Here is a 26419-nt window from a genome sequence, read left to right on the forward strand (position 1 = left end):
TAATCTTCTACTCTACATGCTGCGTGATCGGGCCATGTTAGCCGCGGTCGCGCAATATGCGTTGTTGTTGGCGGCCCCAGTCGCGTTTAGCGTCAGAGGCACGTTTGTCGTGGTTTTGCTTGCCTTTACCGACGCCGATTTTGATCTTCACATGGCCTTTATGGTTGAAATACATCACCAGTGGAATAAGCGTCATTCCCTTGCGGGATGTGGCCTGCCAGAGGCGCACCAACTCTTTCTTCTTAACCATTAGTTTGCGGCGACGTTTCTCGTCGTGTCCCCACGTAACCGCGGGTTTGTAAGGCGCGATATAACTGTTTACGAGCCAGAGTTCATCTTGCTCAACGGCGGCATAGCTTTCGGCGATGTTACTTTGGCCAATGCGCAGTGATTTGACTTCAGAGCCTTGCAAAATAATGCCGCACTCAATGTCGTCCTCAATCGCGTAATCATACCGCGCGCGGCGGTTTTCAGCGATGATTTTGTAGTTTCTGTCTTCTGCGGTTTCTTTTTTAGCCATAGGAATGATCTAATGTGCGTGATCTAGGATGTCTAGATGCGCAAGGAAATGTCCCGCCGAAAGAAATCCATCGGCGGGAGAGGGGTTTAGGCCAAAATACCGGCGAATTGCATTGCGGCTTTGATTTGCCGCTTTGTGTCGTCCAACAGGCCCGTCAGTGGGGAACGCACGTCTTCGGTGCATTTGCCCAAAAGTGACAGCGCATATTTTGCGCCCACGAGGCCCGGCTCAACAAACAGCGCGGTGTGAAGCGGCATGAGGCGGTCTTGATATGTTAGCGCCGTGGCAAAATCGCCTTCCGCCAAGGCCGCTTGGAATTCCGCACAAAGGCGTGGTGCGACATTGCCCGTCACCGAAATACAGCCAACGGCCCCATGCGCATAATACCCCAGCGCCATAGCGTCTTCGCCTGAGAGTTGAACAAAATCAGCGCCACAGGTGCCGCGATTCTCGGAAATCCGCGAGACGTCACCTGTACTGTCTTTAACGCCGATGATCATGGGCAGTTTGCTGAGTTCGCCCATGGTCTCCGCAGACATATCCACAACCGAACGGCCAGGGATGTTATAGATAATGATCGGCAAATCTTCTTGGGCCGCAGCCGTAAAATGGGCGATCAATCCGCGCTGTGTGGGTTTGTTGTAATAAGGGGTCACAACAAGGGCCGCGTCGGCGCCAACTTTTTTGGCGAATTGCACAAAGCGGCTCATTTCGGTGGTATTGTTGGAGCCAGCTCCCGCGATCACAGGAATTCTCCCCGCGCTCGCTTTTACAACGACCTCAATAACTGTTTCGTGCTCTTCATGGCTTAACGTGGGGCTTTCGCCCGTCGTGCCAACAGGAACAAGGCCCGTAGAGCCTTCCTCAATGTGCCACTCAACCAAATGTTTGAGCGCGTCGATATCCAGTTGGCCACCCTTAAGCGGCGTCACCAGAGCGGGAAGGGAACCCTTGAACATGACACGTCTCCTTTTTGATTGAGGGCGCGAGTCGCCCTGATGATCGTGTGTAATCGCGGCGGAACCTAGCCGCCTCACGGGCAATTGCCAAGTTGTGTGTTGCTGATGGATGCGAATCCGTTAAACTTTATCAAAATAGATCCAAAAAGGACGATATCGTGCGGCAAATCCATCGAGTATTTTTTTCTACCCTTCTCACATTAGTTGTAACGTCTCAATCTGTTGCGGCGCAGGCCGACACGGCATTGGCGCAGGCCATGGATTTGGTGCGTGTACAGGATTGGCCAGCGGCCGAATCTGCGGCAAAGCCTGCGGGGGCCACAGCGCAAACAATTGTTGAATGGCACTACCTCAGGGCTGGCAAAGGGACGTTGGACGAATACGAAGCCTTTTTGCGGGATCACGCGGATTGGCCCGGAATGCCGTACCTAAGCGAACGCGGCGAAAAAACGCTGTACACCGACACGTCGCCGCAACGGGTTCTGGCGTATTTTGGGGGTGATCGTCCGCAAACGGGCACGGGGGCTCTCGCCTATGCTGCGGCCTTGTCCAAAACGGGGGAAACCTCACGCGCCTCTGCAACGATAACCGATGCATGGCGCACAATGCCGCTCACTTCGGCCGAGCAACTCTCGTTTTTAGCAACCTATAGCGACCTGCTGAAACCTTATCATCAAGAGCGCATGGATATGCTTTTGTGGCAGGGGGCATCAAACGAAGCCCAAGCGCTTATGCCCTATGTGAGTGACGGCTGGCAGAAACTGGCAGCTGCTCGGATTGGGTTACGTCAGCAAGTTGACGGGGTGGACGGAATGATTTCTGCCATTCCCGTTGGTTTGGCCAGCGATCCGGGTTTGGCCTATGAGCGCTTTGTTTGGCGCGCCCGCAAAGACCGCTATGACGATGCCCTCGTGCTTTTGAATGAACGCTCTAATTCGGCAGCATCACTGGGACGGCCCGAAGAATGGGCGCGTCGTCGTGCCCTGATTGCACGGTACGAAATGCGCGCGGGTCGTTATGAGAGTGCCTATACAGCCGCGTCCCGACATCACCTATCACAGGGCGATTATTTTGCCGATTTGGAGTGGCTTTCTGGCTATATCGCGCTGCGATTCCTTAACCGACCTTCCGATGCGCTAAAGCATTTCAAAGCGTTCCAAGCCGGAGTGGATTCCCCGATTAGCCTTGGACGAGCTGGTTATTGGGAGGGGCGCGCCTATGAAGCTATGGGCGACGCGACTCGTGCGCAGGCGGCTTATGTCTTTGGTGGTGGCTTCCAGACCAGTTTTTACGGCCAACTTGCCGCCCAAGAAGCGGGGATGGCAATGGACCCAGCGCTTTTGGGTCAGGAAAAATTCCCCGATTGGAAAACCACAAGCTTTGCCAACTCCAGCGTGTTTAAGGCAGGGCAACTTCTCGATGACGCAGGTGAAAGTCGCATTTCGGCACGGTTTATCTCGCATCTTGCCGAAAGCCTTAATCGCAGCGAACGCGGCGCGCTTGCGGCATGGGCCATCGAAAACGAAAATCCGTACACTGCGCTTCATGTGGCTAAGCGCGCCGCACAATTTGGCGATACCTTGCACGCGTCCATGTACCCAATGCATCCCGTTGCCACAAAATCACCCCTCGTGGTTTCACCAGAATTGGCGCTCGCCATTTCCCGTCGCGAAAGTGAATTCAATTCACGGGTGGTGTCTGGCGCAGGGGCGCAGGGCCTGATGCAGGTCATGCCCGGAACGGCGGAACTTGTGAGCAAGAAGATCGGGATCGAGTATGAACCGTCAAAAGTTTTGAGTGATTGGGATTATAACGCAACGCTGGGAACCAACTATTTGGCGGGGCTCATTGAGGAGTTTGGCGACAACGTGATCCTTGTTTCTGCGGGGTACAACGCAGGGCCTGGACGCCCGCGTCGCTGGCTTTCTGAACGGGGTGATCCGCGGGCTAACAGTGCGCAAGTTGTCGATTGGATCGAACATATCCAATATGACGAGACACGGAATTACACCATGCGTGTGTCTGAGGCTCTGTTGCCCTATCGGGCGCAATTGGCGGGAAAACCCCAAAACATACGGCTTATTGAGGATTTAACCCAGCGTTAGATTTGCGCCGTTCGCGCCAAAAGGTAAACAGGCCAGCAGCGATAACAATGGAGACCCCGATCGCTACGTTGACGGGCAGTGTTTCGCCCAGAAAGAAGATGCCCGCCATCGATGCAAAGACCAATTGCAGATAGGCAAACGGCTGAACTGCGCTGGCTTCGGCAACCTCATAGGTGCGGATCAAAAGCCAGTGCCCCAAAGCGCCAGAAACGCAGAGCACCGCCATCCAAAAATAATGGGTGGTGGTCATGTTTTGCCAAAACCAAACGCCCACAGCGGATGAGAAAACCATACCAACGGTTCCCGTCCAGAAAAAGCTAGTCGCCGCGGTGTCCTTGCGCCCAGCATAGCGCGTAAGCAGACTGTAGAGCGCAAAACCAATGGCGGCGACGAGGGGAACAATGGCCGCAGGCGAGAACACTTTTACGCCGGGTTGAAGGATGATTACGATGCCGACAAATCCAGCCATGATGGCGAAAACACGTGGCCAACCAACTTTTTCACCCAATATAGGCCCCGATAGGGCGGCGATAATCAGCGGGTAACTCGCAAAAATTGCGTGACTTTCCACAAGTCCCAGCAATACGAACGCAAGCACCATGACGTTGATTTGCGCGCTGAGCAGCAGGCCACGGATGATTTGTACAACCGGTTGTTTGGTTTTCGCCACGGCCCGAACGCCACCCGGTTTGCGCGCGGCAATTGCCACAACAAAGGCCGCGAAAAACCAATAGCGGATCATCACAACCATCATCACATTATACTCGCTCGCCAAAACACGCGAAATCACGTCCTGAAGGGCAAAAACGAAGGTTGTCGCCGTCATCAACATAATGCCAAGGCGGGTGTCTGATCGTTGAATCATGTGAGGGTATCCAGTCTGCCGATGCTCATGTGTCGTTTGCGGGCAAAGCCTTTGACGCGCTCGACCGCGAAGCCCCCCTCGGCCAGCCCTTTGCGAACAAATCCGGCGGCGGTATAGGTTGCGAAGGTTCCGTTGGGATGGGTGTGATCGGCGACGGCCGACATAAGGTTGGCTTCCCAAAGTTCGGGGTTTTTCGCAGGGGAAAACCCGTCCAAAAACCACGCGTCCGCCTTGTGGGGCCACTTGGGGAGGGTCTCTCGCGCATCGCCAATTATGATTTCGGCGTGCAGGTCGGGGAGGTCAATCGTCGTCTTCCCATCGGCCAGTTGCGCCAAAATTGGAGGGGCCACGCGTAGGGCCTCTGGAAAGGCTCGCAAGGCACGCTCCATTTCGGCTGCTGTCATCGGGTAGGCTTCAAAGCTTGTGAAGCGCAGGGGCGTGGTCCTGCCCGCTTCCCGCCATGAAAGGAGTGCCGCACAGAGATTAAGGCCCGTCCCAAACCCAAGTTCAGCGATTTGAAACCCCTCGCAAAACCGCGCGGGGAGGTCATTTCCGCCTAAAAACACGTGCCGTGCTTCCTCAAGCCCGTTCCCAAGCGAGAAGTACGGATCGTCAAAGCGCAACGACACTGGGATTTCATCATCGCGCCATTCCAAATCTGCTTGCTGGTTCTTCATGCACGATTGTCCTAAACACGAGCGAGAAACCGGAGAATGTAGAAGGGCGCGGACTTTGGCAATGGCAGAAATAACAGTAATGGGGGCGGGCGCGTTTGGCCTGTCTGTCGCCTATGTTTGTGCCAAGGCGGGCGCGAAAGTTCAAGTTGTTGAGCGGGCCTCGGTCGGGGCAGGGGCCAGCGGTGGCGTTGTCGGCGCCCTTGCGCCACATACGCCCGAGCGCTGGGAGGCCAAAAAACAGTTTCAATTCGAAAGCCTGTGTATGGCGCCCGCGTTTTGGCGCGGGGTCGAGGAGGTGTCTGGTTTTGCGACGGGCTATGGCCGCGTAGGACGCCTTCAGCCGATTAACACCGCCCGCATATTGGAGCTGTCCCATGAACGCCACGAGGCCGCCAAGGAGTTCTGGCACGGCGAGGCAAGCTGGGATGTGGTTAAGGCCGAAGAACATGCTGGCTGGGCACCGGAAAGCAAAACGGGGTACCTCGTGCATGATACGCTTTCCGCGCGCTTGCATCCGCGATTGGCGACCATGGCATTGGCAAAGGCGGTGACAAAACTTGGCGGCGAAATCATTCTTGGCAAAGACGTGCCGCAAACGCCCAATACGAAAATCATTTGGGCAACGGGCGTCGCGGGGCTTTTTGCGATGGCCAAAGAATTCGACGCCCCCATCGGCAATGGCGAAAAAGGCCAAGCGGCGCTTTTGGGATATGACGCCACAGGCAAGAACCAGCTGTTCTCAGATGGAATTTACGTTGTTCCCCATTCCAATGGAACAACCGCGATTGGCTCGACAACGGAGCGATATTTCGAAGACGCTAGCGCGACGGATGACTTGCTCGAAGACCTCATCGCGCGGGCATTTACTGCGTTTCCGATGCTAGCACAGGCTCCTGTGATTGAGCGTTGGGCCCGCGCGCGGCCACGCTCCTTTACCCGTGCGCCTATGATCGGTGCCTATCCCGGACGTCCGAATAATTTTATCGCAAACGGAGGGTTTAAAATTGGCTTTGGCATGACCCCAAAACTCGCGACAACTCTTGCCGATCTTGTTTTGAACGGGAACGATACAATCCCCGATCATTTCCGCGTTGAGGCCAATTTGGCGGGCTAGATGCGCCTCACTGCACATAATTTTCTTGAGGCTTGCACCCCAGTGAAAACTCCAGCAAAGTCGCTGCGAAACGCAATGAAATGGGCACATAGAATGAAACGTCACGGTGGAAAAATTCTCGTAGATCAACTGGTTGCCCAAGGTGTGGAGCGAGTTTTTTCTGTTCCGGGGGAAAGCTTTTTAGCCGCGCTGGATGGCCTGTACGAAAGCGGTATTGAAAACCACGTTTGCCGCCAAGAAGGCGGCGCTGCAATGATGGCCGAAGCGCAAGGTAAGCTCACAGGCAAGCCTGGAATCGCTTTCGTGACGCGCGGTCCAGGTGCGACGAATGCCGCAGCGGGCGTGCATATCGCGCGTCAAGATAGTACGCCGATGATCTTATTTGTCGGGCAAATCGCCCGAGGGCACCGCGATCGGGAAGCGTTTCAGGAAGTCGATTATAGGGCTGTTTTTGGGACACTCGCCAAATGGGTGACGGAGGTGGATCAAATCGAGCGCCTCCCCGAATACATCAGTCGCGCGTTTCATGTCGCAACCTCCGGACGGCCCGGCCCTGTGGTTCTGGCATTGCCCGAAGACATGCTCAGTTCGATTGCGGACGTTCCAGATATTGCCCCCATTGCCCCCCGTCTAGTCGGTGTAGCTGATGCGTCGATTTCGGCAATTCGAACTGAAATTGCCCGTGCCAAACGCCCTTTGATAATCCTCGGTGGTAGTAAATGGTCTAAGCAGGCCGCAGCCGATATCGCGCAGTTTGCAACGGCCTCCGACCTGCCTATTGCTGTTGATTTCCGTCGCCAAGATTACATCGACAACCGTCACCCAAACTATATTGGGGACTTGAACGTTGGCATCAATCCTGCGCTGAAAACACGCCTCGCCGAGGCAGATCTTTTGGTCATTCTCGGGGCGCGTTTAGGCGATATCGCGACCTCGGGGTATACAACAATTGATCCCACCAACATCACCACACGGATTGTGCATGTGCACGCTGATCCCGATAGTTTGGGACAGGTGTATCGCCCAGATTTGGCCTTGGTTGCGGACACTAGTGAAGTTGTTGCGGCCCTTGCGGCTTGCCCCCCGATTACGGGGCCTTGGAGTGAGTGGGGTGCAGCGGCTCGTGCCGATTATGAGGCATGGTTGAAGCCCAGAACGACGCCGGGGGACGTGAAAATGGAAGAGGTCATCGCGCATCTTTCTGAGGTTCTGCCTGAGGACGCAATCCTGACCAATGGCGCGGGCAATTATGCGGCCTTCCTGCACCGCTACTTTGTTTACAAACAGCACGGAACCCAACTGGCTCCAACTTCTGGGAGCATGGGGTATGGCTTTCCCGCAGCCATTTCCGCAGCGATTTCCTTTCCGGAAAAAACAGTTGTGTGCCTTGCAGGGGATGGATGTTTTCAGATGACCTGCAACGAGTTTTCAACAGCCATGCAGTCGGGCGCAAATGTCATCACGATTGTCGCCAATAACGGGCGGTATGGGACCATTCGGATGCATCAGGAAATGCACTATCCCGCGCGGGTTTCTGGAACGAATTTGATCAATCCAGATTTCGCCGCTTTTGCGCGCGCCTATGGCGGACACGGCGAAGTGGTTACAAAAACCGAGGATTTCCCCGCCGCCTTTGAGCGGGCACGAAACTGTGGAACTCCCGCCATTATCGAATTGAAACTTGACAGCGAAGCACTTGCCCCTGGAGCGACATTGAGTGAAGTCAGGGCGCGTGCAAAAGCTTAGTTAAGGCGCTCAACAACATAGTCGGCGATATCGGCAAGCATATCCTTGATCGGGTCATCAGGAAGCCCGATCAACGCTGACTTAGCCTTCGCAGACCATTGCAGCGCCTCTTGGCGAGTCTCCTGCAGGGCGTTATGGCTGGCCAAAAGTGCGAGGGCGGCGTCAAGATCGCCGTCGCGTTGGTCGCCCTTTTCAATCGTCCGCTTCCAAAACGCCCGCTCTTCGTCGGTTGCTTTTGCAATCGCTTTGATGACCGGCAGGGTGAGTTTGCGTTCGCGGAAATCGTCGCCGATGTTTTTGCCTGTGGCGTCGCTGCCCAATAATCCAACAGGTCGTCGACAATTTGGAAGCAAATGCCCAACGCGTCGCCAAAGTCATAGAGGGCGCCGGTGGTCACCTCATTTGCGCCCGCTATAACGCCACCAACTTCTGTCGCCGCAGAAAACAGCGCTGCTGTTTTGCCGCGCACAACTTTGAAGTAAATCTCTTCGGTCGTGGCCAAATCTTGGGCGGCCGTAAGCTGCAAGACTTCGCCCTCAGCAATGGTCGCAGACGCATTTGCGAGAATATCAAGGGCGCGCATATTGCCAGTCTCGACCATCAATTGGAAACTGCGCGCAAAAAGATAATCGCCGACAAGGATGCTGGATTTATTATCCCACAACAGATTGGCTGTCGGGCGACCACGCCGTTGGCCGCTTTCGTCAACGACGTCGTCATGCAGCAATGTCGCGGTGTGAATAAACTCAACCGTCGCGGCCATATGGATGTGATAGGGCCCGTCGTAGCCACAGATTCGCGCCGCAGCGAGAGTTAACATCGGGCGCAAACGTTTACCGCCCGCTTCGACCAAATGCGCCGTCACTTCGGGGATGCGAGGCGCGTGTTCGGAGGCCATGCGACGGCGAATCAGGGCGTTTACAGCATCAAGTTCACCCGCGAGCGCATCGCTCAGGCGTTCATGCGGTTTGACCGCAATTTCATCTAATCCCATCACGCTCACGTCATCCCTCTCGACAAATAACCCCTTTAGGGCTTAAGTCCTTGGCTATGAAAGAGCTTTTAAAAACCAACGATCCAACCGTCATCGCGTTCGCGCAAGCCCTTCTTCAAGGAGAGGGTATAGACTGCTTTGAAATGGACGTAAATATTAGCGTGCTCGAAGGTTCCATAGGCATTTTGCCGCGCCGATTGATGGTTCGCGACCGAGATCACTTTATGGCACAGGCAATTTTGCGCGATAATGACGTTCCCCTAGGAAAATGAATGAGTTTTCCGCAAACGACCGATGACTCTTTTTTGGGGGGGCGCGTCACGCTTCGACAACCTGCACAGGGCTACCGCGCGGGGCCGGACGCGGTGTTACTGGCGGCTGCGATTCCTGCGATCTCGGGCGAGTCGGTGTTAGAGCTTGGCTGCGGTGTCGGCGCGGTGTCTCTCTGCCTAAATGCGCGGGTTTCAGGATTGGATTTGGTGGGAGTCGAAATTCAGCCAGACTATGCCGACTTGGCCCGTGAAAATGCTCACGGTGCGCTTGAAGTTGTTACGGCTGACCTCTCCGAAATGCCATTATCAATCAGGGATCGACAGTTTCACCACGTCGTGGCAAATCCGCCGTATTACCTTGAGAAAAGGCGTAAAAAATCCGAAGATGTGGGGCGGGAAGCGGCTTTCACGGAGGACACACCGCTTTCCCTTTGGGTGGAAGTCGCGGCGAAAAGATTACGTCCCAGAGGGGTCTTTTCCTTGATCCAAGATATCGAGCGATTGCCCGAAATTATGGCCGCCGCCTTGCCCGTTTTGGGTAGTCTGGAAGTCTTGCCGATCTCTGCGCGCGAAGGTCGTCGGCCAAGACGATTTTTGCTGCGGGCCCGCAAGGGAGGGCGTGCGGAATTTATTTTACATCCTGCGCTTGTTCTTCATATGGGGGACGCGCACTCGGTGGATCAAGATAGCTACTTGCCGGAAGTTAAATCCGTGTTGCGAGATGGCGTCGCCCTTAATTTTCCAAGCCGTTAAGTGTTTGTTAATGTTTGTGCTCTTTTCTCACAGTAGGCAAGGGTCGGCCAACGGTTGTTTAAGATGCGTGACAAAGAGTCGATCCTGTGTTTTTCTGAAGACCTAGCTAATCTTATTTAGGAGGACGACTATGAACATGAGTTCGCATTTGAATGAGCTCCGTAGAAAACATCAAACTCTTTCCACTAAAGTCGAGACGGCGCAGAAGAGCCCCTCAGCAGATGAGCTTACCATTGCAAATATGAAGAAACAGAAATTGTTGCTAAAAGAGCAGATTAACCGATTGTCCGAAGCTTAGGACGCTTCGTCAGACTCGCGAGCACTGGCGCGTGACGCCAGTGCAGCACCCGCAATGATGAGGCAGGCAGAGAGTGCCAGAGACCAACTGGCCGTTGTTACGCCAACAAATACAAGAATTGCGGTTGAAAACACGGGTGCAGCATATGAGGTGACGCCCAACAATTGGATGTCGCCTTTTTTCATGCCGAAATCCCACGTGTAAAACGCGATTCCGACAGGACCAACGCCCAGCGCAACGATGGATGCCCAAGCTATGGGATCCTGAGGCCAATAGGTCGTTTCAAACACAAGGTGGGCCAGAAGCGAGAGCAAAGACGTAAAGACGCAGAAAATTGCGACCGTCTCAGTCGGGGCCGTGCCTAAGCGTCGAGAAATAACCGAATAGCTTGCCCAAGTGACCGCACACATGAGTGCGAGGGCGTAACCAAGAATGAACTCAGACTTCAACGCCCCTCCATTCCCCACAAGGATGGCTGCCCCCGCAAACCCTAGAATCGCACCGATAATGTGGGTGGGCTTAAGGCGTTCCTCTGGAAGGAAGCCACTGAAAAGGACAATGAGAAGCGGCCAGAGATACGCGATCAATCCCGCCTCAGCAGGGGGAGCCAGTCGCAGGGCTGAAAAATACAGAAAATGATACCCAAATAGGCCAAGAGTTCCGAAGGCGTAGATTTTCCAATTTACGTGGAGCAGGGTGGAAAAACCGATACCTCGGGCGACCCAAACGAGCCCGATGATACCAGAAATAGCGAAACACATCGCGTTGAGTTGCAGGGGAGGTATTGGCGAACTGCCAACTGTCAAAACGGCCAAAAAAGACCAGAGTAAAATTGCCGAAGCTCCCACGGCCGTTGCTTTTCGCCTCTTCACTTGAAGCGATAGGCGTCGTCACGGTAGGTTTTGGAAACTTCCATTTTTGCCTCTACCTTTAAAATCCAAGCTTCAATCTTAGTCAAATGCGGTTCTTCTTGGCGGCTAATCGGACGGATATTTCGGTAGAGATTGGGAATGAGGATAGCAAGAAAAAAGGGGCCGGTTTGCGCCGGCCCCAAGCAATAATCTTACGATTGTTTAAACGAAATACTGGCCGCCATTTGCCGTGATCGTTGATCCGGTCACAAAGCCCGCATCATCAGATGCGAGGAAAACGACACAACGTGCGATTTCACTTGCTTCACCCAAACGTCCCACTGGGATTTGGGCGATGATGCTCTCGCGTACTTTTTCCGGAACAGCCATAACCATTTCTGTTCCGATATATCCTGGGCAAATCGCGTTTACGGTAATGCCTTTGAAGGCGCCTTCTTGAGCAAGAGCTTTGGTGAAACCGAGATCACCTGCTTTTGCCGCCGAATAGTTGGTTTGGCCCATTTGGCCTTTTTGACCGTTGATTGAGCTAATATTGATTACCCGGCCAAATTTCCGGTCTCGCATTCCATTCCAAATTGGATGGGTCATGTTGAAAACACCAGAGAGATTTGTGTCGATGACTTCTTGCCACTGATCGCGGGTCATTTTGTGGAACATACCGTCGCGCGTGATCCCCGCGTTGTTGACCAACACCTCAACGGGGCCAAGGTCGGCTTCGACTTTTGCTATTCCCGCAACACATGCGTCATAGTCGGCGACAGACCATTTATAAGTAGCGATTCCAGTTTCGGCCGTGAACTTCGCGGCGGCTTCTTCATTGCCCGCAAAGTTTGCTGCGACCGTATAGCCTTCAGCTTTGAGGGCTGTTGCAATGGCTGCGCCGATCCCGCGTGTTCCGCCCGTAACGAGTGCTACTCTTGACATGCTTTTCTCCTCCAGAAGTATTAATAGATAAAAATATCAGACGTGCGCGCAATTTTGTTGCGCGCACGGTTTGAAATTAGTCGCGTTCAACACAAAGTGCAACGCCCATTCCACCGCCAATACAAAGTGTCACCAGACCCTTTTTCGCGTCGCGGCGCTTCATTTCGAACAGAAGAGTGTTTAGCACACGCGCGCCAGAAGCACCGATTGGGTGGCCAATGGCGATCGCACCGCCGTTTACATTCACGATCTCAGGATCCCAGCCCATCTCTTTGTTAACGGCACAGGCTTGTGCTGCGAAAGCTTCATTGGCCTCAATCAAGTCCAAATCGCTTGCTTTCCAGCCAGCTTTTTCGAGGGCCTTCTTGCTGGCGTAAACGGGTCCAACGCCCATAATTGAGGGGTCGAGACCAGCTGTTGCGTAGCTTGCAATGCGGCCTAAAGGTTCGATTCCCCGTTTTTCTGCATTCGCGGCGCTCATAAGAAGCGCTCCGGCGGCACCGTCGTTGAGGCCAGAAGCGTTGGCCGCGGTGACTGTGCCTTCACGATCAAATGCGGGGCGCAATTTTTGCATCGCTTCCATTGTTACGCCATGACGAATGTATTCATCCGCGTCGACCACGGTATCACCGCGCCGTGATTTTACGATAAAGGGCATGATTTCATCGACAAACTTGCCAGCCTTCTGTGCGGCTTCAGCTTTGTTTTGGCTGCCAACCGCAAAGAGGTCCTGCATTTCGCGGGTGATGTCCCACTGTTTTGCAACGTTTTCTGCGGTTGTACCCATGTGGTAATTATTAAATGCATCCCACAGGCCGTCGCGGATCATCGAGTCAATGAACTGCATGTCGCCCATTTTGTGTCCCTGACGCAGGTTTGCGACATGGGGGGACATGGACATGTTTTCTTGACCACCAGCGGTGACAATCTCGGCGTCGCCCAGTAAAATATGCTGTGTTCCCAAAGCAACGGCACGCAGGCCAGATCCGCAAACTTGGTTAATTCCCCAAGCGGCCGCTTCTTTTGGAAGGCCCGCGTTTATATGCGCTTGGCGAGCTGGGTTTTGCCCTTGGCCGGCCGTTAAAACTTGCCCAAGGATGGTTTCTGAAACTTCGGCTTTGTCAATTCCGGCGCGCTCAACAAGACATTCGAGCACAGCGGCGCCGAGGTCGTGGGCGGGGGTGTTGGCAAACGAACCATTAAAGCTGCCCACAGCGGTTCGCGCTGCAGATGCGATGACAACATGAGTCATTAGGCTTTTCCTCTCCCGAGACTGAAAAAGGTCCGTGACGCTTCGGGACAGCGGCACATCCCGTCAATTGCGTAAAGTTCAACGATGAATCTACGTGAAGTACAATTGACAGGGTGTTCCCGCCTTACGCAAGGAAAACCGTGATATTATCCAGTTTTCTCTGCGAGTTCTTTTTGCCATGGAGGACGAATTGTTGGCGCGCCAAAATAATACCCCTGAAGGCAATCGATACCAATGGATTGAAGGAAAGCAACATCCTCCTTGTTTTCAACACTTTCAGCGACGGTAAACATTTCAAATTGTGAAGCGATAGAGCAGAGCGCTTTGGTCAGGACTTGGTTGTCGGGATCTGTGGCTATTCCACGAATGAATTGTCCGTCAATTTTGATAATGTCGAAGAAAAAGTCCTTGAGATAGCGGAACGCGGTATACCCCGCCCCGAAATCATCGAGCGCAAACGAAATTCCACGCAGATTTAGATCTTTCATGAATGTCGTCACGAGTTCCGGCATGAGCATAGCGGAGCTTTCGGTGATTTCCAGAATCAAGCGTTCGGCAATAGTAGGGTCTCGATCCAGCCCATATTCCAAAGTGCGCATCCAGCGTTGATACCCGATCGATCGCGCGGACATGTTGATTGACAGGCGTAAGCTCGGTTGATCGAGCAGGGTTTGTAGACCCATTTCCAAAGCAAGACAGTCCACCTTGCGACCAAGCTCTTTGTTTTCGATGGCATCAATAAATTCGTGGGCTGGGATGACGCGCCCATTATCGTCGAGCAACCGCACGAGGCCTTCATAAAAAGCAACACGACCTGGGCGCGATGCCTGAACAACAGGTTGAAAGGCCAAGATTGCCCTTTTATTGTCGAGCGCATGCTGCACAAGGGAAAGCACATTTAATTCCTGTTCTGCTTGAGCAAAAGAAAAAGGGTTTTCTGGGCCCTCAATCGCCTCTGTGACATATCCATTCTTTGTTAAACGCATTTTTTTCTCCCTCACCAACAGGTTTAGAATGCCTCCTGATAGTTTAATAGCTGGTGAAAGTTCGCATTTGGTTCTAATTTGAGACGAATTGCAGGGTGTCTGGTTTAGGGGGAAATATGCAGGAAAGATGCGGTTGGGTTGGCCAGGAAGACATATACATTGCTTACCATGACACCGAGTGGGGCGTCCCTGTTTATGACAGCCGCGCTCTCTGGGAGAAACTGGTTCTAGACGGGTTCCAAGCGGGGTTGAGTTGGATCACCATTCTCAAGAAGCGTCAGAACTTTATTGAGGCCTTTCATGGATTTGACCCAAATGTGATTGCCACATGGGGCGAGCCAGAAATCGAAACGCTTTTGCAAAATCCGGGCATCATTCGCCACCGTGGCAAGATCGCTGCGACCATTTCAAATGCGCGTGTTTGGCAAGCCATTGAGCAAGAGCAGGGATTTGATACCTATCTTTGGAATTTTGTTGGCGGAAAACCACTTCAAAATAACTTCAAATTATTGGCAGATGTTCCGCCGTCAACGCCGCTCTCAACCGAAATATCCAAGGATCTTAAGAAACGCGGGTTTAAGTTCTGTGGGCCGACGATTGTCTATGCCTTTATGGAGGCGGTGGGCATGGCCAATGACCACATTGTAACCTGTCCACGGCATAGCCATTTGAGCAAAACCCGTTGAAAGCATCATTTTTGCGCGATTAATTCTGCGAAAATGGCCTTGGCGCTTTCGCTATCCCATTCTGCTTCGCCAACGAGGCGCGCGATTTCTTGGCCTTGGCGATTAAGGAGTATCGTCGCGGGCAGTCCTTCGACATTCATTTCACGCGCGAGGGCGCTTTTGGGATCTAACAGGATCGGGAGATTCTGAATGTTTTCGGTGGCAAAGAATTTCTCAATCGCCGCCATTTTGTTGCGGCCCGTGGCGACAGTAACAACGGCGAAGTCCTCGCTCTCCATTTGCGCCGCTAGGCGGTCAAGGGAGGGCATTTCTTTGCGGCAGGGCGCGCACCATGTCGCCCAAAAATTCACCAGCGTAATTTTGCCATCATAGTCGGACAGAGTTCGCTCGTTTCCCTCGGGATCAAAAAAAATAGCCTCTGCACCTGCCACAGGCGTCGCATGTATTTGCAATTTTTCGAGCGAGCCTACGCGTAGATCCGCCAAATCGGCAAAGGCAGCGTTTGCGCTAAGCGCGAGGCCCGCGTATAGGGGGGCTAACCAAAGATTTCGCATTTTTTCTTCCCTCCAAAGGGCATAAGCATGACCAAAAACGATACACCCAAGACTTCTTCCAACCAAATGTGGGGCGGACGCTTCGCCGCCGGACCCGATGCGATCATGGAGGCCATCAACGCCTCGATCAGTTTCGATAAACGCATGGCCGCTCAAGACATTGAGGGTTCTCGCGCCCACGCTGCAATGTTAGCAAGCGCAGGCATTATTACAGATACAGACGCGGTTGCCATTCGGGAAGGCCTTCTCACGGTATTGTCAGAAATCGACAACGGAGAGTTTCAGTATTCGGCGGCCCTAGAAGACATCCACATGAACGTGGAAAGCCGTCTCAAAGACCTGATCGGTGAGCCCGCAGGCCGCCTCCACACAGGTCGCAGCCGCAACGACCAAGTCGCAACCGATTTCCGCCTCTGGGTGCGCGATCAAACGGACGCTGTGATTGTCGGCCTTGAGGCCCTCATCCGCGCGCTTTTGGCGCAGGCCGAGGCGGGCGCTGATTGGGTGATGCCCGGCTTCACCCATTTGCAAGTCGCCCAACCTGTCACTTGGGGCCACCATATGATGGCCTATGTCGAGATGTTTGGCCGCGATATGTCGCGCTTTCGCGATGCGCGGGTGCGGATGAATGAATCCCCTCTCGGTGCGGCGGCCCTTGCCGGAACTAGCTTCCCGATTGATCGCCACATGACCGCCGAAGCGCTGGGCTTTGATCGCCCCGCAGCGAACTCGCTGGATGCCGTGGCCGACCGCGATTTTGCGCTCGAATTCCTCGCGGCCTCTACAATCACCGCGATGCATCTCAGTCGTTTTGCCGAGGAACTCGTGATTTGGTCCTCCGCACAATTCCGTTTCGTCGCGCTTTCGGATCGCTTCTCGACTGGCTCCTCTATCATGCCACAAAAGAAAAATCCCGATGCCGCCGAACTTATTCGCGCCAAAATCGGCCGGATCATGGGGGCGATGGTTGGGCTGTTTACGGTGATGAAAGGCCTTCCGCTGACCTATTCCAAGGATATGCAGGAAGACAAAGAGCAAGTCTTTGATGCCGCCGACAACCTGATGCTCGCCCTTGCCGCGATGACGGGAATGGTGGCCGATATGACCGCAAACACCAAAAACCTCGAGATCGCAGCGGCCAGTGGGTTTTCAACTGCGACCGATCTTGCCGACTGGTTGGTGCGCGCCCTCAATATGCCTTTCCGCGATGCACATCACGTCACGGGAACCCTTGTGGCATTGGCGGAAAGTAAAGAATGCGATTTGCCGGACCTTACCTTGGCGGACATGCAATCCGTGCACGAACACATTACTCAAGACGTCTTTGATGTGCTCGGTGTCCATAATTCCGTGGCTTCGCGCGTGTCCTATGGCGGCACCGCTCCGAGCCAAGTGCGCAGCCAAATCGCACGTTGGACCAAAAACCTAAATAAGGATACCTAAATGAAAAAGCTTGTTTTTCTCGGACTTTTTGTCACTCTTGCGGCCTGCGGTGTGGACGGATCGCCCAAGGCACCGGAATCTACGCCTCCTCCAGGAATTAGCGTGTCTGGCGAGGCCCGCATGGGCGTCGTAACGAAGTTTTAAGCCCCTCGGGGTGTGAAGGTGAAGCATGAATAAGGTCATCGCTGTCATTTTGGTAACGACACTGTTGGGGGCCTGTGCGGGCCCGCAACACCCGCCCGTCGTGAACGGTACCGTCTATGCAGGGACGGGCGGCACCTATAGTCGTGTAGGCATAAGTACCGGCAATTTTGGCATAAATTTAGGATTCTGATGTCTCCTCTGCGTGCAATATATCTTGGATTGGCAATCGTCGGGGCTTTACTCCCGATGTATCATATTGGGCTTTGGGTTTGGGGAAATGGTCCTGCGCCGAAATTGCTGTTTGCCGCGTGGCAGGCCAACTCAGCAACGACGGGCCTCATGTGGGACCTCGTTATTTCAGCCATCGCCTTGAGCGTTTGGATTTTGGCAGAGACCTATGTCCGACGCAATTGGATGGCGCTTGTCGCTATACCAGCAACCTTTTTGATCGGCGTTTCATGTGGGCTACCGCTTTATCTCTACTTCCGGTCCCGCCCGATTGAGTAACGCTTAAACGTGCTGATCAATTAGAATTGGATTGCCATCCGGATCCACAATCATAAAACTCGCGGGGCCTTGCGAGTCGGGGTCAATCGGTTGCCCCGCATCCAACCCGCGCTCCGCGAAAGCCTTTTGAAGCACCCGAACGTCGTCAAAGTCGTCTAACGCCTTCGCTTGCGAGTCCCAACCCGGATTGAACGTCAGGATGTTGCGCGGGAACATGCCCTGAAAAAGCCCAATCGTGGTTGTCCCATGTTGAAGGATGAGCCACCCCTGTGCCACGTCTCCGTGAAAAACATCAAAGCCCAGTTTTTCATAGAATGCGAGCGAGACTTGAAGGTCTTTCACATTGAGGCTGACTGAAAATACACCTAATTCCATTGCTTCCTCCCGTTTCATTAAAGTTTAGCATTTTTTATCTTTCGTGCCTAACCTGCGTTTTTATCACGGGTTTCGTTTGAAATAGTTGCACGGTCTGGTATGAGCAAAAAAACCCCTTTTAGGGGCGGCATTCGAAAGGCGCGACAATGGACCATTTTCTGTATCGTAACGGCGAACTTTACGCTGAAGATGTGCGCGTTTCTGAGATTGCAAAGGCGGTAGGCACCCCGTTTTATCTCTATTCCTCGGCAACCTTCCGTCGGCATTTTAAACTGTTTGATGATGCGCTCGCGGGCATGGAGCACCTCGTTTGTTTTGCCATGAAATCCAATTCCAACCAAGCGATCCTGACCCTTTTGGCCAAAGAGGGCGCGGGTATGGATGTGGTCTCGGGCGGCGAATATGCGCGCGCCAAGGCGGCGGGCGTTCCGGGCAACCGAATTGTTTTTTCCGGTGTGGGCAAGACCCGCGAGGAAATGGACGCGGCTCTAATCGGTGGTATTCGCCAGTTTAATGTCGAATCCGAACCCGAGATGATTGTGCTGAATGAAGCGGCGCTGGCGCTGAATGTTGTCGCGCCGATTGCTATTCGGGTGAACCCCGACGTTGATGCTAAAACCCATGAGAAAATTGCGACCGGAAAAAGCGAGAATAAATTCGGCATTCCGATTTCACGGGCAAGGGAAGTCTATGCGCAGGCCGCTAGTCTTACGGGGCTGAAAATTATGGGCATTGATGTTCATATCGGTAGCCAATTGGTTGAACTTGAGCCATTTGAGCAAGCCTACAAAAAGGTTCGCGAATTGACGGAAGTTCTGCGCAAAGACGGCCACGAAATCACCCGCTTGGATCTGGGCGGCGGTTTGGGCATTCCTTACGAACGCTCCAACGAAGCTCCTCCCTTGCCCAAAGAATATGGTGCCCTCATTCAGGACGTTTTGGGCGATTTGGGCTGCGAAATCGAGATTGAACCGGGGCGTCTGATTTCGGGAAATGCAGGCATTTTGGTCAGCGAAGTGATCTATGTGAAGTCGGGGGAAGACCGCGAATTCCTCATTATCGACGGCGCGATGAATGATCTTGTCCGCCCGTCTATGTATGGCGCGCATCACGACATTATTCCTGTGATTGAAGCCGCACCTGGGGTTGAACAGGCGAAATACGATATCGTTGGGCCCGTTTGTGAAAGTGGCGACACCTTTGCCAAGGGACGCAATATGCCGCCATTGACTGCGGGCGACCTCGTGGCATTTCGCTCGGCAGGGGCTTATGGCGCGGTTATGGCCAGTGAATACAATTCGCGGCCCCTTATTCCAGAGGTTTTGGTCGATGGTGATCAATTCGCTGTCATTCGGGCACGTCCGACCTTTCAAGATATGATTGATCGCGATACGGTTCCTTCATGGCTTTAGGTTAGTCCTTGGCCAAAACCACTGCGGAGATGTGCTCTTGAAGTCGGCCGATGCGCAAAATAATCTGTCGAAACGCCTTCGTTGGCCCCTTCGGTTCACGTGGGCCGGACTTGTGGCTGAGCGGTTTTTGCGCGCGTTTTGGCCCGTATATAGCCTTGTTTTTACACTCGTAGCGGCGTTTCTTTTCGGTGTGCAGGAGCGCCTGCCGTTTGTCGTGGTCGTGGGGTTGCTTGCGGCTGTCAGTGTTCTTCTCCTCGCGACTCTTGTACGGGCTGTTGCTCGTTTTCGGTTCCCGCATCGCTCCGAATCCTTGGCGCGGTTGGATTCAACCCTTGTGGGCCAGCCCCTCGCGGCTTTGACCGATGCGCAAACTGTGGGCCTTGACGATCCGGCCTCGCGCGCGGTTTGGGAGGCGCATTTGCGCAGGATGGAAGCGAAAACGGCAAGCGCGCAGGCCCCTTGGCCCGATTTGCGTCTCGCGGATCGCGATCCAAACGGGCTGCGCTTGATGGCTGTTACCGCGCTATTGGCCGCCGTGATTTTCGGCGCACCTAAGTATTTTGGTTCCGTGACAATCCTTTCGGACAACCTCCTCGCGGGACAGGGAGAAGCTGGGGCCCAATGGGAAGGCTGGATTCAACCGCCAAGCTATACGGGCAAACCCACGCTTTATTTGAACGATCTGATCGCGCGTTCGGACCTTCAAGTCCCTGAGGGCAGTGTTATTGCCCTTCGGTTCTATGACGAATCCAGTGCAAACTCCCTGAAACAAAACATAGGAACGCTGCCAACAACCGCTCAAGCTTCTGCCGATTTTGGCGGCACAACCTCGCTTTCCCTTTCGGTTGAACGGTCGGGTGATCTCTCCATCAAGGGCGCATATGGAGGCGATTGGAGTATTGAAATGCTCGCGGATGCGGCACCGGAGGTGCGGCTTTCCGCGCCCCCTGTGGCCACGTTGGACGGCGAGTTGCGCCAAGAATTTCGGGCCAGTGACGACTATGGCGTGGCGGCTGGAACTCTGCGCGTCACGCTCGATTTAAGCGCGGTTGATCGGCGCTATGGCCTGCATGCCGAACCTGATCCGCAGGAGGATTTGGTGTTGGACCTTCCCCTTGCTTTTTCAGCGGAGTCCGCCGATTTTACCGAAACGGCTGTTGAAGATTTCGCGCCAAATCTTTGGGCGGGGTTGCCGGTAACCTTAGCGCTGCAAGTCGAGGATGATTTAGAGCAAACGAGCGCTGTTGAGATTTTGGAAACGACCCTCCCCAAACGCAAGTTTTTTCACCCACTCGCGGCGAGTGTTGTCGAAGCCCGACGCGACATTTTATGGGCCCGCAGCAATGGGCTCCGTGCCGAGCAGGTTTTGCGGGCCGTGATGCATGTTCCCCAAGATATGAACCTCGACGAGAGTGGCTTTCTTATGCTGCGTGTCGCCCTGCAACGCCTGGCAATGGCAAATATCGACGGGCTAAATCCTCAAGAGCAAACGATGATTGCCGATGCGCTGTGGGAGATTGCGCTGCGCATTGAAGACGGCGGTCTTGAGGATGCAAAGGCACGTCTGGAACGCGCGCAAGATCGCCTTGCGGAGGCAATGGAACGTGGGGCCAGTGACGAAGAAATCGCCGAGTTGATGCACGAATTGCGCGAGGCGATGGACGATTATGTCAAACAACTCGCCCAAACTTCGGAGCCAAATCCAGACCAACAAAGCGCCCAAAATCAAGACTCCACGGATGTGACGCAAGACGAGATTGACGCGTTGATGGATCAAATCCAAGACTTGATGGAGCAGGGTCGGATGGCGGAAGCCCAGCAACTTCTTGAGATGTTGCGCGAGATGATGGAAAATATGCAAGTCACGCAGGGCGGCGAAGGCAACGGCCCACAAACACCTGCCGAACGTGCGATGGAAGACCTGCAAGAGACCCTTCGCGATCAGCAAGACCTCTCGGATGAAGCTTTTCGCAACCTCCAAGAACGCTACAACCCGTCAACCCCACAGGGCCAAGACCCTTCGGCGCAGCCAAGCGAGGACGGCCAAGAAGGGGAGGGCGCAACAGGCGAACAACAGCTTGGTGAGGGGGGCGGCAAGGGCAACGAGGAAACCGATCAAGGCCAACCTGGTGGGAGCGAGTCGTTGGCGCAACGGCAGCAAGCCCTTCGGGATGAATTGAGCCGCCAAGAGCAGGCTTTAGGCGAGGGGAGCGATGGCGGGTCCCGCGAAGCGCTTGATCGCGCGGGGCGGGCAATGGAAGAGGCTGAAAATGCGCTGGAAGACGAAGACATTCCGCTCGCGTTGGACCGTCAATCAGAGGCGATAGAAGAATTGCGCGAAGGGATGCGTGCCCTTGGTCAGGCCATGGCGGAAGACTCCAATAGCGCTGAGGGCGAGGATGGCCAAACCGCACAGGGCGAAGGGCGTGACGGTGGCGACCCCCTCGGACGCGCGCCCGGAACAAGCGGGGCGTCCCGCAGTGACAGCCCCTTTGCCGATGGCGAAAACCCCTATGGCCGTGCACGCGAATTGCTAGACGAATTGCGCCGTCGAGAAGGGGACAAGACCCGCCCAGACCAAGAATTGGAATACCTTCGCCGCCTAATCGATCAATTCTAAATGGCCGAAAAGCCCGCCTACTGGCTGGGGGCTTCGTCGGTGTTGATTTTGGCGATGAGCGTTTCCATAAGGGTATCGATCTTTACGCGACCTTGATCCGCACTCCGCACAAACGATTTCAACGCAGGATCAATCGCTGGCACTTTGGCCCCGATTTGCGGAGCAAATGTGTAAACCAGAAGCAAGGCTGCCACGAGAACAATAATCAGACTAAAACCTGTGCGAAAACCACTTCGCTTGTTTGGGGCCTCTTCGTCAGTCTCTTTTGAAACGCCGGTTTTACGATCGGATGTGGCGCGCAATGTGGAATTGATTTCTTCAATGTCTGGCAATAAATCGCGGCGCGAACTCGGAGAGCCATCGGACACATCCTCGGGCTCTATGCCGCGCAACCGCGCTGTACGCTCGCGCACGGCTTCTTCAACATCGGGTTCGTCTGGAAAACTCTTTGAGCGTTGCTCTGGCGCTTCCAAGCCCATATCGGTTTGGGTTTCAAGGTTTGCACCACCTTCGCTAAGCCGCGCTTGGGTTTCCCGCTCCGCTTCCTCGCGCAAGACCTGCATGAGGGTCGAATCAAGGCTCGCACGTTCCGGTCCCTGTGCCGTCGTCGTCTCGGACTCCGCTTGCGCTGCAGGCTCAGCCTCCACAATTTCTTCTATTTCGGGGGCATCTTGGTCACCCGTTTGATCCGCATTCTCGGCAAAAATGTCGTCTTCGAGGTCGGATTTTATGTCGTCATCTTGCGTTGCGGCGGCTTGAAACCACGTGTCACCACAGCTTGAACATTGCACATCGCGCCCGTTTTCGGAGATGAGACGGCTTTCGACCTCATAATGGGCATCGCAATTAGGGCAAATCAGCCTCATCGCTACTCCTTCCTGTCGTGCGGATTTTCCGCGTTTATTGTTTCCACTCTTGCGCGAAACATTAACAGGCGGAAAAGAAAACACAAAGGTTTTGGCCACAGCCATTGCAACCTTTCGCGCGCTTGGGCAAAACTGTGGCAGATTAACCGATAAGGACTCGCTGGTGATTGAACTTCAAAATGTTTCCTATGGCTATGGCGGAGGAGACTTACTCTCTGGTTTGTCGCTCAAACTGGCACCGGGTTCATTCCACTTTCTGACGGGTCCTTCGGGGGCCGGAAAGACAACGTTTCTGAAACTTTGCTACATGCAATTGCGCGCCACCTCGGGGCAGGTTCAGGTGTTTGGCAAAGATGTCAGCACCATGAGTCGCGATGACATCGCCCATAATCGAAGCCGCATTGGGGTGGTTCATCAGGATTGTAATTTCCTCGACCACCTGTCGCTGACCGAAAACGTGGCATTACCGCTGGCGGTAACGGGGCGCCAAGTGAACATGGAAGACATGAAGGACCTCTTGCAATGGGTCGGGTTGGATAAACGCAAAACCTTCCGGCCACCGGAACTTTCTGGCGGCGAACGGCAACGCGCGGCACTCGCGCGGGCGGTCATCCAATCGCCTGATGTGATCCTTGCGGATGAACCAACGGGGAATGTCGATTGGGAAATGTCCCAACGCCTGCTGTCGCTCTTGGTGGAACTTAATCGGATGGGCAAAACGATTATGATTGCAACGCATGATCTCAATCTGATCCGGACGGCCAAAAAGCAAGTAAATGCAAGGGTTTTGCGCATCTCAGACAAAACGCTACACCTTGCAGGAGCCGACCTATGAGGGCCCTTCTTGAGCGGGTGACGCGGTTTCTTGACGGTGGCGAAGCTTCACATAACGTCGTTCCACCTGCTGGATTTACGGCCACGCTGACGTTGTTTACGGCGGGGGCCATGGGGTTTCTGGCGGTGTTTGCGCTGGCGCTATCGCTGGCGACGGATAGGTTGGCAAATCGCTGGGCGTCTGAATTGGCCCGCACCGCCACCGTCCGTATTTCCGCCCCTTTAGGGCAGGTCGAGGCACAAACGCAAGCCGCGCTTCGGGTGTTGGAAACGACGCCAGGCGTTGCTTCTGCGCGGGCCTTTGACCTTGAGGAACAAAAGGCGCTCCTTGCCCCATGGTTTGGGCCTGATTTACCCATCGAAACCCTGCCGATCCCCCAATTGATCGAGGTTTTGGAAGACGAGGAAGGCTACGACGCTGAAGGGTTGAGCCTTCGCCTGCGCGCGGAAGCTCCGGGAGCCGTTCTTGACGATCATACGCGCTGGCGGCGACCCCTTGTGAAAGCTGCGGAGCGGCTTCGGATGCTCGGCCTGATTTCGATTGCACTTATTACGGCGGCAACGGGCGCGATGATTACCCTCGCGGCAAACTCGGCCCTTGCGGCAAACGCACAAATAATAGGCGTCCTTCGCTTGGTCGGGGCGCGTGACATCTTTATCGCACGCGCTTTCGTGCGCCGCTTCACAATTCGGGCCTTTGTTGGCGCGGCCATTGGCACCCTATTCGCAACAACCGCTATCGCCTTCCTGCCCCGCACCGACGCTGCGGGCGGATTTCTCACAGGGCTTGGCTTTCAAGGTTTCCACTGGCTCTATCCCATGCTTGTGCCCGTTTTATCATCACTCGTCGCTTATAGCGCGACCCGCTATTCCGCTCTGCGCGTTTTGAAAGGGCTCACATGACTTACGCCATTCAATGGGTTCGATCCCTTCTGTTTAGCATTCAGATGTATGTGATGATGTTTGTGCTCGCGTTGTATTACACGCCGCGTGCGGTGTTTAATCGCGACTATGCGTTCCATGGCGTCCACACTTATTGCCGCTATGTGCGTTGGAGTGCGGCGTGGATGATCGGGTTGAAAACCGAGGTGCGGGGTGAAATCCCGACCGACGAGGTGTTGATTGCGTCCAAACACCAGAGCTTTCTTGATATCATTATGATTGTCTCTGAAGTGCCGCGTCCGAAGTTCATTATGAAAGCGATCCTACGATTTGCGCCGATTTTGGGGTGGTACGGAATGCGCATTGGCTGTGTTCCTGTGGATCGTGGCAAGCGCGGCGCGGCGATTAAAAAGATGATTGCGGATGTGAAGTCCGGCGCACAACTCCCCGGCCAATTGATTATTTATCCACAAGGGACGCGTGTCGCACCGGGCGTGGAGCGCCAGTACAAAGCGGGTGTAGGCATTCTATATACCCAGACAGGTCAAGCCTGCGTCCCTGCCGCCACCAATGTCGGGGTGTTTTGGCCGCGTCACGGGATTTATCGCAAACAAGGCACGGCGGTCGTTGAGTTTTTCCCACCAATCGCCCCTGGATTGCCGACCAAGGAATTCATGGAGAAACTCGAAGACATCATTGAGCCTGCGTCAGAACGTTTGGCTCTTGAAGCATGCTTCGCTGGCTAGGCCGAAAGGCCTTTCGCGCCCAAGTCGAGGAACTTTTTGCGGCGTTCCTTGATGAGGACGTCCGGTTTCTTTTTGGCATGCAATTTCAGATGCTTTTCGATAGATTTTCCCACCGCAGCAATAGTCGCATGTGGAGCGCGATGCGCGCCGCCGATGGGTTCTGGAATAACTTCGTCCGCCACGCCAAGTGTTAACAAATCCTGTGCTGTAATGCGCAGCGCCTCGGCCGCTTCGCGCATCCGCGCGGCATCTTTCCAGAGGATCGACGCACAGCCTTCGGGGGAAATCACGGAATAAACCGAGTGCTCTAACATCACGAGCGTATTGCCCGCCGCCAAAGCCACGGCCCCGCCCGATCCGCCTTCCCCGATCACAACCGTGATCATGGGTACGCCGAGTTTGAGGCATTTTTCTGTACACCGCGCGATGGCTTCGGATTGGCCGCGCTCTTCAGCGCCTTTGCCGGGAAACGCGCCGGTTGTGTCAACGAGTGTGATGACGGGAAGGTTAAAACGGTCGGCGAGGTCCATCAAACGGATGGCTTTGCGATAGCCTTCGGGCCGCGCCATGCCAAAATTCCGCTCGACGCGGGATTTAGTGTCGGAACCTTTTTCTTGGCCGATAACCACAACGGCTTGGCCGCCCAAACGCGCAAGGCCACCAATAACCGCAAGATCGTCTGCGAAGTTCCGATCGCCCGCTAGGAGCGTGAAATCGGTGAAAAGTTGCTCGATATAGTCGAGGCAATGCGGGCGATCAGGGTGCCGCGCTACTTGGCATTTGCGCCACGCCGTTAGATGGGAATACAAATCTTTCAACAGAATCTGTGCCTTGGCATCAAGTGCCTTGGCCTCTGCCTCTACGTCCATCTCATCATTCGCCCGCGCCATCGCGCGTAGCTCCTCGGCTTTGCCTTCGATTTCCGCCAAGGGTTTTTCAAATTCGAGATAATTGTTCATTGCCGTCTCCACGTCGCTTTGCACAGATATATGACGCTCTACAGCAGTATTTGC

Annotated in this window: 28 protein-coding genes and 1 pseudogene; 16 read left to right on the forward strand and 13 right to left on the reverse strand. The window is 54.4% G+C overall.

Going from position 1 to position 26419, the window contains the following annotated elements; all coding sequences use genetic code 11:
* Positions 1 to 37: 37 nt before the first annotated feature.
* On the reverse strand, positions 38 to 520 hold the full coding sequence (smpB, locus tag RC74_RS08360; protein ID WP_039001834.1) for an SsrA-binding protein SmpB: 483 nt from the start codon (positions 518 to 520) through the stop codon (positions 38 to 40).
* 86 nt (positions 521 to 606) lie between these two features.
* Positions 607 to 1479: a 4-hydroxy-tetrahydrodipicolinate synthase gene (gene dapA / locus RC74_RS08365; protein ID WP_039001835.1), complete on the reverse strand. Its 873-nt coding sequence runs from the start codon at positions 1477 to 1479 to the stop codon at positions 607 to 609.
* Between the two features lie 158 nt (positions 1480 to 1637).
* Between dapA and RC74_RS08370 the strand changes: the two genes are divergently transcribed.
* Entirely contained in the window at positions 1638 to 3584 is a 1947-nt protein-coding gene (locus RC74_RS08370; protein WP_062628184.1) for a lytic transglycosylase domain-containing protein, read from the forward strand.
* On the opposite strand, the gene RC74_RS08375 is transcribed toward RC74_RS08370, so the two are convergent.
* Both RC74_RS08375 and mnmC2 read right to left on the reverse strand, forming a co-directional pair.
* On the reverse strand, positions 3559 to 4449 hold the full coding sequence (locus RC74_RS08375; protein WP_039001836.1) for a DMT family transporter: 891 nt from the start codon (positions 4447 to 4449) through the stop codon (positions 3559 to 3561). The two genes, RC74_RS08370 and RC74_RS08375, sit on opposite strands and share 26 nt — an antisense overlap.
* A complete protein-coding gene (mnmC2, locus tag RC74_RS08380; protein WP_039001837.1) occupies positions 4446 to 5126 on the reverse strand; it encodes a tRNA (5-methylaminomethyl-2-thiouridine)(34)-methyltransferase MnmC2 in 681 nt (226 codons plus the stop codon). Before mnmC2 ends, RC74_RS08375 begins: the two co-directional genes overlap by 4 nt.
* Positions 5127 to 5187: 61 nt before the next feature.
* Between mnmC2 and RC74_RS08385 the strand changes: the two genes are divergently transcribed.
* Together RC74_RS08385 and RC74_RS08390 are read left to right on the forward strand one after the other, a co-directional pair.
* Positions 5188 to 6240 carry an NAD(P)/FAD-dependent oxidoreductase gene (locus tag RC74_RS08385; protein WP_039001838.1) on the forward strand — a complete coding sequence of 351 codons (1053 nt, stop codon included), beginning with the start codon at positions 5188 to 5190 and terminating at the stop codon, positions 6238 to 6240.
* A 93-nt stretch (positions 6241 to 6333) separates the two neighbouring features.
* Complete coding sequence (locus RC74_RS08390) at positions 6334 to 7986, forward strand: thiamine pyrophosphate-binding protein (protein ID WP_039002010.1); 1653 nt, start codon at positions 6334 to 6336, stop codon at positions 7984 to 7986.
* Here RC74_RS08390 and RC74_RS08395 read toward each other — a convergent pair.
* A pseudogene (locus RC74_RS08395) lies at positions 7983 to 8980 on the reverse strand (polyprenyl synthetase family protein). The gene RC74_RS08390 and the pseudogene RC74_RS08395 sit on opposite strands and share 4 nt — an antisense overlap.
* 56 nt (positions 8981 to 9036) lie before the next feature.
* Here RC74_RS08395 and RC74_RS08400 point away from each other — a divergent pair.
* The 3 genes from RC74_RS08400 to RC74_RS21685 all read left to right on the forward strand — a co-directional run bounded on the left by RC74_RS08400 (position 9037) and on the right by RC74_RS21685 (position 10303).
* Positions 9037 to 9252, forward strand: coding sequence for a putative signal transducing protein (locus tag RC74_RS08400; protein WP_039001840.1), 216 nt, complete (start codon positions 9037 to 9039; stop codon positions 9250 to 9252).
* Positions 9253 to 10005 (forward strand): tRNA1(Val) (adenine(37)-N6)-methyltransferase, encoded by a 753-nt coding sequence (locus tag RC74_RS08405; protein ID WP_039001841.1) that lies wholly within the window; start codon positions 9253 to 9255, stop codon positions 10003 to 10005.
* A gap of 130 nt (positions 10006 to 10135) precedes the next feature.
* Entirely contained in the window at positions 10136 to 10303 is a 168-nt protein-coding gene (locus RC74_RS21685; protein ID WP_082802223.1) for a YdcH family protein, read from the forward strand.
* Here the strand turns inward: RC74_RS21685 and yddG are convergent.
* The 4 genes from yddG to RC74_RS08430 all read right to left on the reverse strand — a co-directional run bounded on the left by yddG (position 10300) and on the right by RC74_RS08430 (position 14337).
* Positions 10300 to 11151 carry an aromatic amino acid exporter YddG gene (yddG, locus tag RC74_RS08410; RefSeq protein ID WP_335339586.1) on the reverse strand — a complete coding sequence of 284 codons (852 nt, stop codon included), beginning with the start codon at positions 11149 to 11151 and terminating at the stop codon, positions 10300 to 10302. The two genes, RC74_RS21685 and yddG, sit on opposite strands and share 4 nt — an antisense overlap.
* A 225-nt stretch (positions 11152 to 11376) precedes the next feature.
* The gene (phbB, locus tag RC74_RS08420; protein ID WP_039001844.1) at positions 11377 to 12099 is read right to left on the reverse strand and encodes a beta-ketoacyl-ACP reductase; all 723 of its coding nucleotides are present in this window, start codon (positions 12097 to 12099) and stop codon (positions 11377 to 11379) included.
* 76 nt (positions 12100 to 12175) lie between these two features.
* The gene (locus RC74_RS08425) at positions 12176 to 13351 is read right to left on the reverse strand and encodes an acetyl-CoA C-acetyltransferase (protein ID WP_039001845.1); all 1176 of its coding nucleotides are present in this window, start codon (positions 13349 to 13351) and stop codon (positions 12176 to 12178) included.
* A gap of 146 nt (positions 13352 to 13497) precedes the next feature.
* Positions 13498 to 14337: an EAL domain-containing protein gene (locus RC74_RS08430; protein ID WP_052274786.1), complete on the reverse strand. Its 840-nt coding sequence runs from the start codon at positions 14335 to 14337 to the stop codon at positions 13498 to 13500.
* A gap of 116 nt (positions 14338 to 14453) precedes the next feature.
* On the opposite strand from RC74_RS08430, the gene RC74_RS08435 reads away from it, so the two are divergent.
* The gene (locus RC74_RS08435; protein ID WP_039001846.1) at positions 14454 to 15023 is read left to right on the forward strand and encodes a DNA-3-methyladenine glycosylase I; all 570 of its coding nucleotides are present in this window, start codon (positions 14454 to 14456) and stop codon (positions 15021 to 15023) included.
* A 5-nt stretch (positions 15024 to 15028) separates the two neighbouring features.
* Here RC74_RS08435 and RC74_RS08440 read toward each other — a convergent pair whose 3' ends face one another.
* A complete protein-coding gene (locus RC74_RS08440; RefSeq protein WP_039001847.1) occupies positions 15029 to 15577 on the reverse strand; it encodes a TlpA family protein disulfide reductase in 549 nt (182 codons plus the stop codon).
* Between the two features lie 27 nt (positions 15578 to 15604).
* Here RC74_RS08440 and argH point away from each other — a divergent pair, with 27 nt between their 5' ends.
* Genes argH through RC74_RS08455 form a run of 4 tightly spaced genes read left to right on the forward strand, consistent with a single transcriptional unit; the run spans position 15605 to position 17671 of the window.
* Positions 15605 to 17020 (forward strand): argininosuccinate lyase, encoded by a 1416-nt coding sequence (gene argH / locus RC74_RS08445; RefSeq protein ID WP_039001848.1) that lies wholly within the window; start codon positions 15605 to 15607, stop codon positions 17018 to 17020.
* Entirely contained in the window at positions 17021 to 17164 is a 144-nt protein-coding gene (locus tag RC74_RS08450) for a hypothetical protein (protein WP_052274787.1), read from the forward strand.
* A gap of 25 nt (positions 17165 to 17189) precedes the next feature.
* Positions 17190 to 17354 (forward strand): hypothetical protein, encoded by a 165-nt coding sequence (locus tag RC74_RS22110; protein WP_156477432.1) that lies wholly within the window; start codon positions 17190 to 17192, stop codon positions 17352 to 17354.
* Entirely contained in the window at positions 17354 to 17671 is a 318-nt protein-coding gene (locus RC74_RS08455; protein WP_039001849.1) for a DUF2834 domain-containing protein, read from the forward strand. Before RC74_RS22110 ends, RC74_RS08455 begins: the two co-directional genes overlap by 1 nt.
* A gap of 3 nt (positions 17672 to 17674) precedes the next feature.
* On the opposite strand, the gene RC74_RS08460 is transcribed toward RC74_RS08455, so the two are convergent.
* On the reverse strand, positions 17675 to 18046 hold the full coding sequence (locus RC74_RS08460) for a VOC family protein (RefSeq protein ID WP_039001850.1): 372 nt from the start codon (positions 18044 to 18046) through the stop codon (positions 17675 to 17677).
* A gap of 146 nt (positions 18047 to 18192) precedes the next feature.
* Here RC74_RS08460 and lysA point away from each other — a divergent pair, with 146 nt between their 5' ends.
* Both lysA and RC74_RS08470 read left to right on the forward strand, forming a co-directional pair.
* Positions 18193 to 19458 (forward strand): diaminopimelate decarboxylase, encoded by a 1266-nt coding sequence (gene lysA, locus RC74_RS08465; protein ID WP_039001851.1) that lies wholly within the window; start codon positions 18193 to 18195, stop codon positions 19456 to 19458.
* A gap of 37 nt (positions 19459 to 19495) precedes the next feature.
* Positions 19496 to 22078, forward strand: coding sequence for a TIGR02302 family protein (locus RC74_RS08470; protein WP_039001852.1), 2583 nt, complete (start codon positions 19496 to 19498; stop codon positions 22076 to 22078).
* Positions 22079 to 22095: 17 nt separating this feature from the next.
* Here the strand turns inward: RC74_RS08470 and RC74_RS08475 are convergent, their stop codons facing one another.
* Positions 22096 to 22944 carry a zinc-ribbon domain-containing protein gene (locus RC74_RS08475; RefSeq protein ID WP_039001853.1) on the reverse strand — a complete coding sequence of 283 codons (849 nt, stop codon included), beginning with the start codon at positions 22942 to 22944 and terminating at the stop codon, positions 22096 to 22098.
* A gap of 163 nt (positions 22945 to 23107) precedes the next feature.
* Here RC74_RS08475 and RC74_RS08480 point away from each other — a divergent pair, with 163 nt between their 5' ends.
* The 3 genes from RC74_RS08480 to RC74_RS08490 are packed head-to-tail and all read left to right on the forward strand — an operon-like array spanning position 23108 to position 25406.
* Positions 23108 to 23779 carry a cell division ATP-binding protein FtsE gene (locus RC74_RS08480; protein ID WP_039002012.1) on the forward strand — a complete coding sequence of 224 codons (672 nt, stop codon included), beginning with the start codon at positions 23108 to 23110 and terminating at the stop codon, positions 23777 to 23779.
* Complete coding sequence (locus RC74_RS08485) at positions 23776 to 24681, forward strand: cell division protein FtsX (protein WP_039001854.1); 906 nt, start codon at positions 23776 to 23778, stop codon at positions 24679 to 24681. The genes RC74_RS08480 and RC74_RS08485 overlap by 4 nt, the downstream gene beginning before the upstream one ends.
* Positions 24678 to 25406, forward strand: a complete 729-nt coding sequence (locus tag RC74_RS08490) for a lysophospholipid acyltransferase family protein (RefSeq protein ID WP_039001855.1) — start codon at positions 24678 to 24680, stop codon at positions 25404 to 25406. Before RC74_RS08485 ends, RC74_RS08490 begins: the two co-directional genes overlap by 4 nt.
* Here the strand turns inward: RC74_RS08490 and RC74_RS08495 are convergent.
* A complete protein-coding gene (locus tag RC74_RS08495) occupies positions 25403 to 26365 on the reverse strand; it encodes an acetyl-CoA carboxylase carboxyltransferase subunit alpha (protein WP_039001856.1) in 963 nt (320 codons plus the stop codon). The two genes, RC74_RS08490 and RC74_RS08495, sit on opposite strands and share 4 nt — an antisense overlap.
* Positions 26366 to 26419 lie beyond the last annotated feature (54 nt).

Origin of the sequence: Falsihalocynthiibacter arcticus (assembly GCF_000812665.2) — a bacterium.
Classification (GTDB): domain Bacteria; phylum Pseudomonadota; class Alphaproteobacteria; order Rhodobacterales; family Rhodobacteraceae; genus Falsihalocynthiibacter; species Falsihalocynthiibacter arcticus.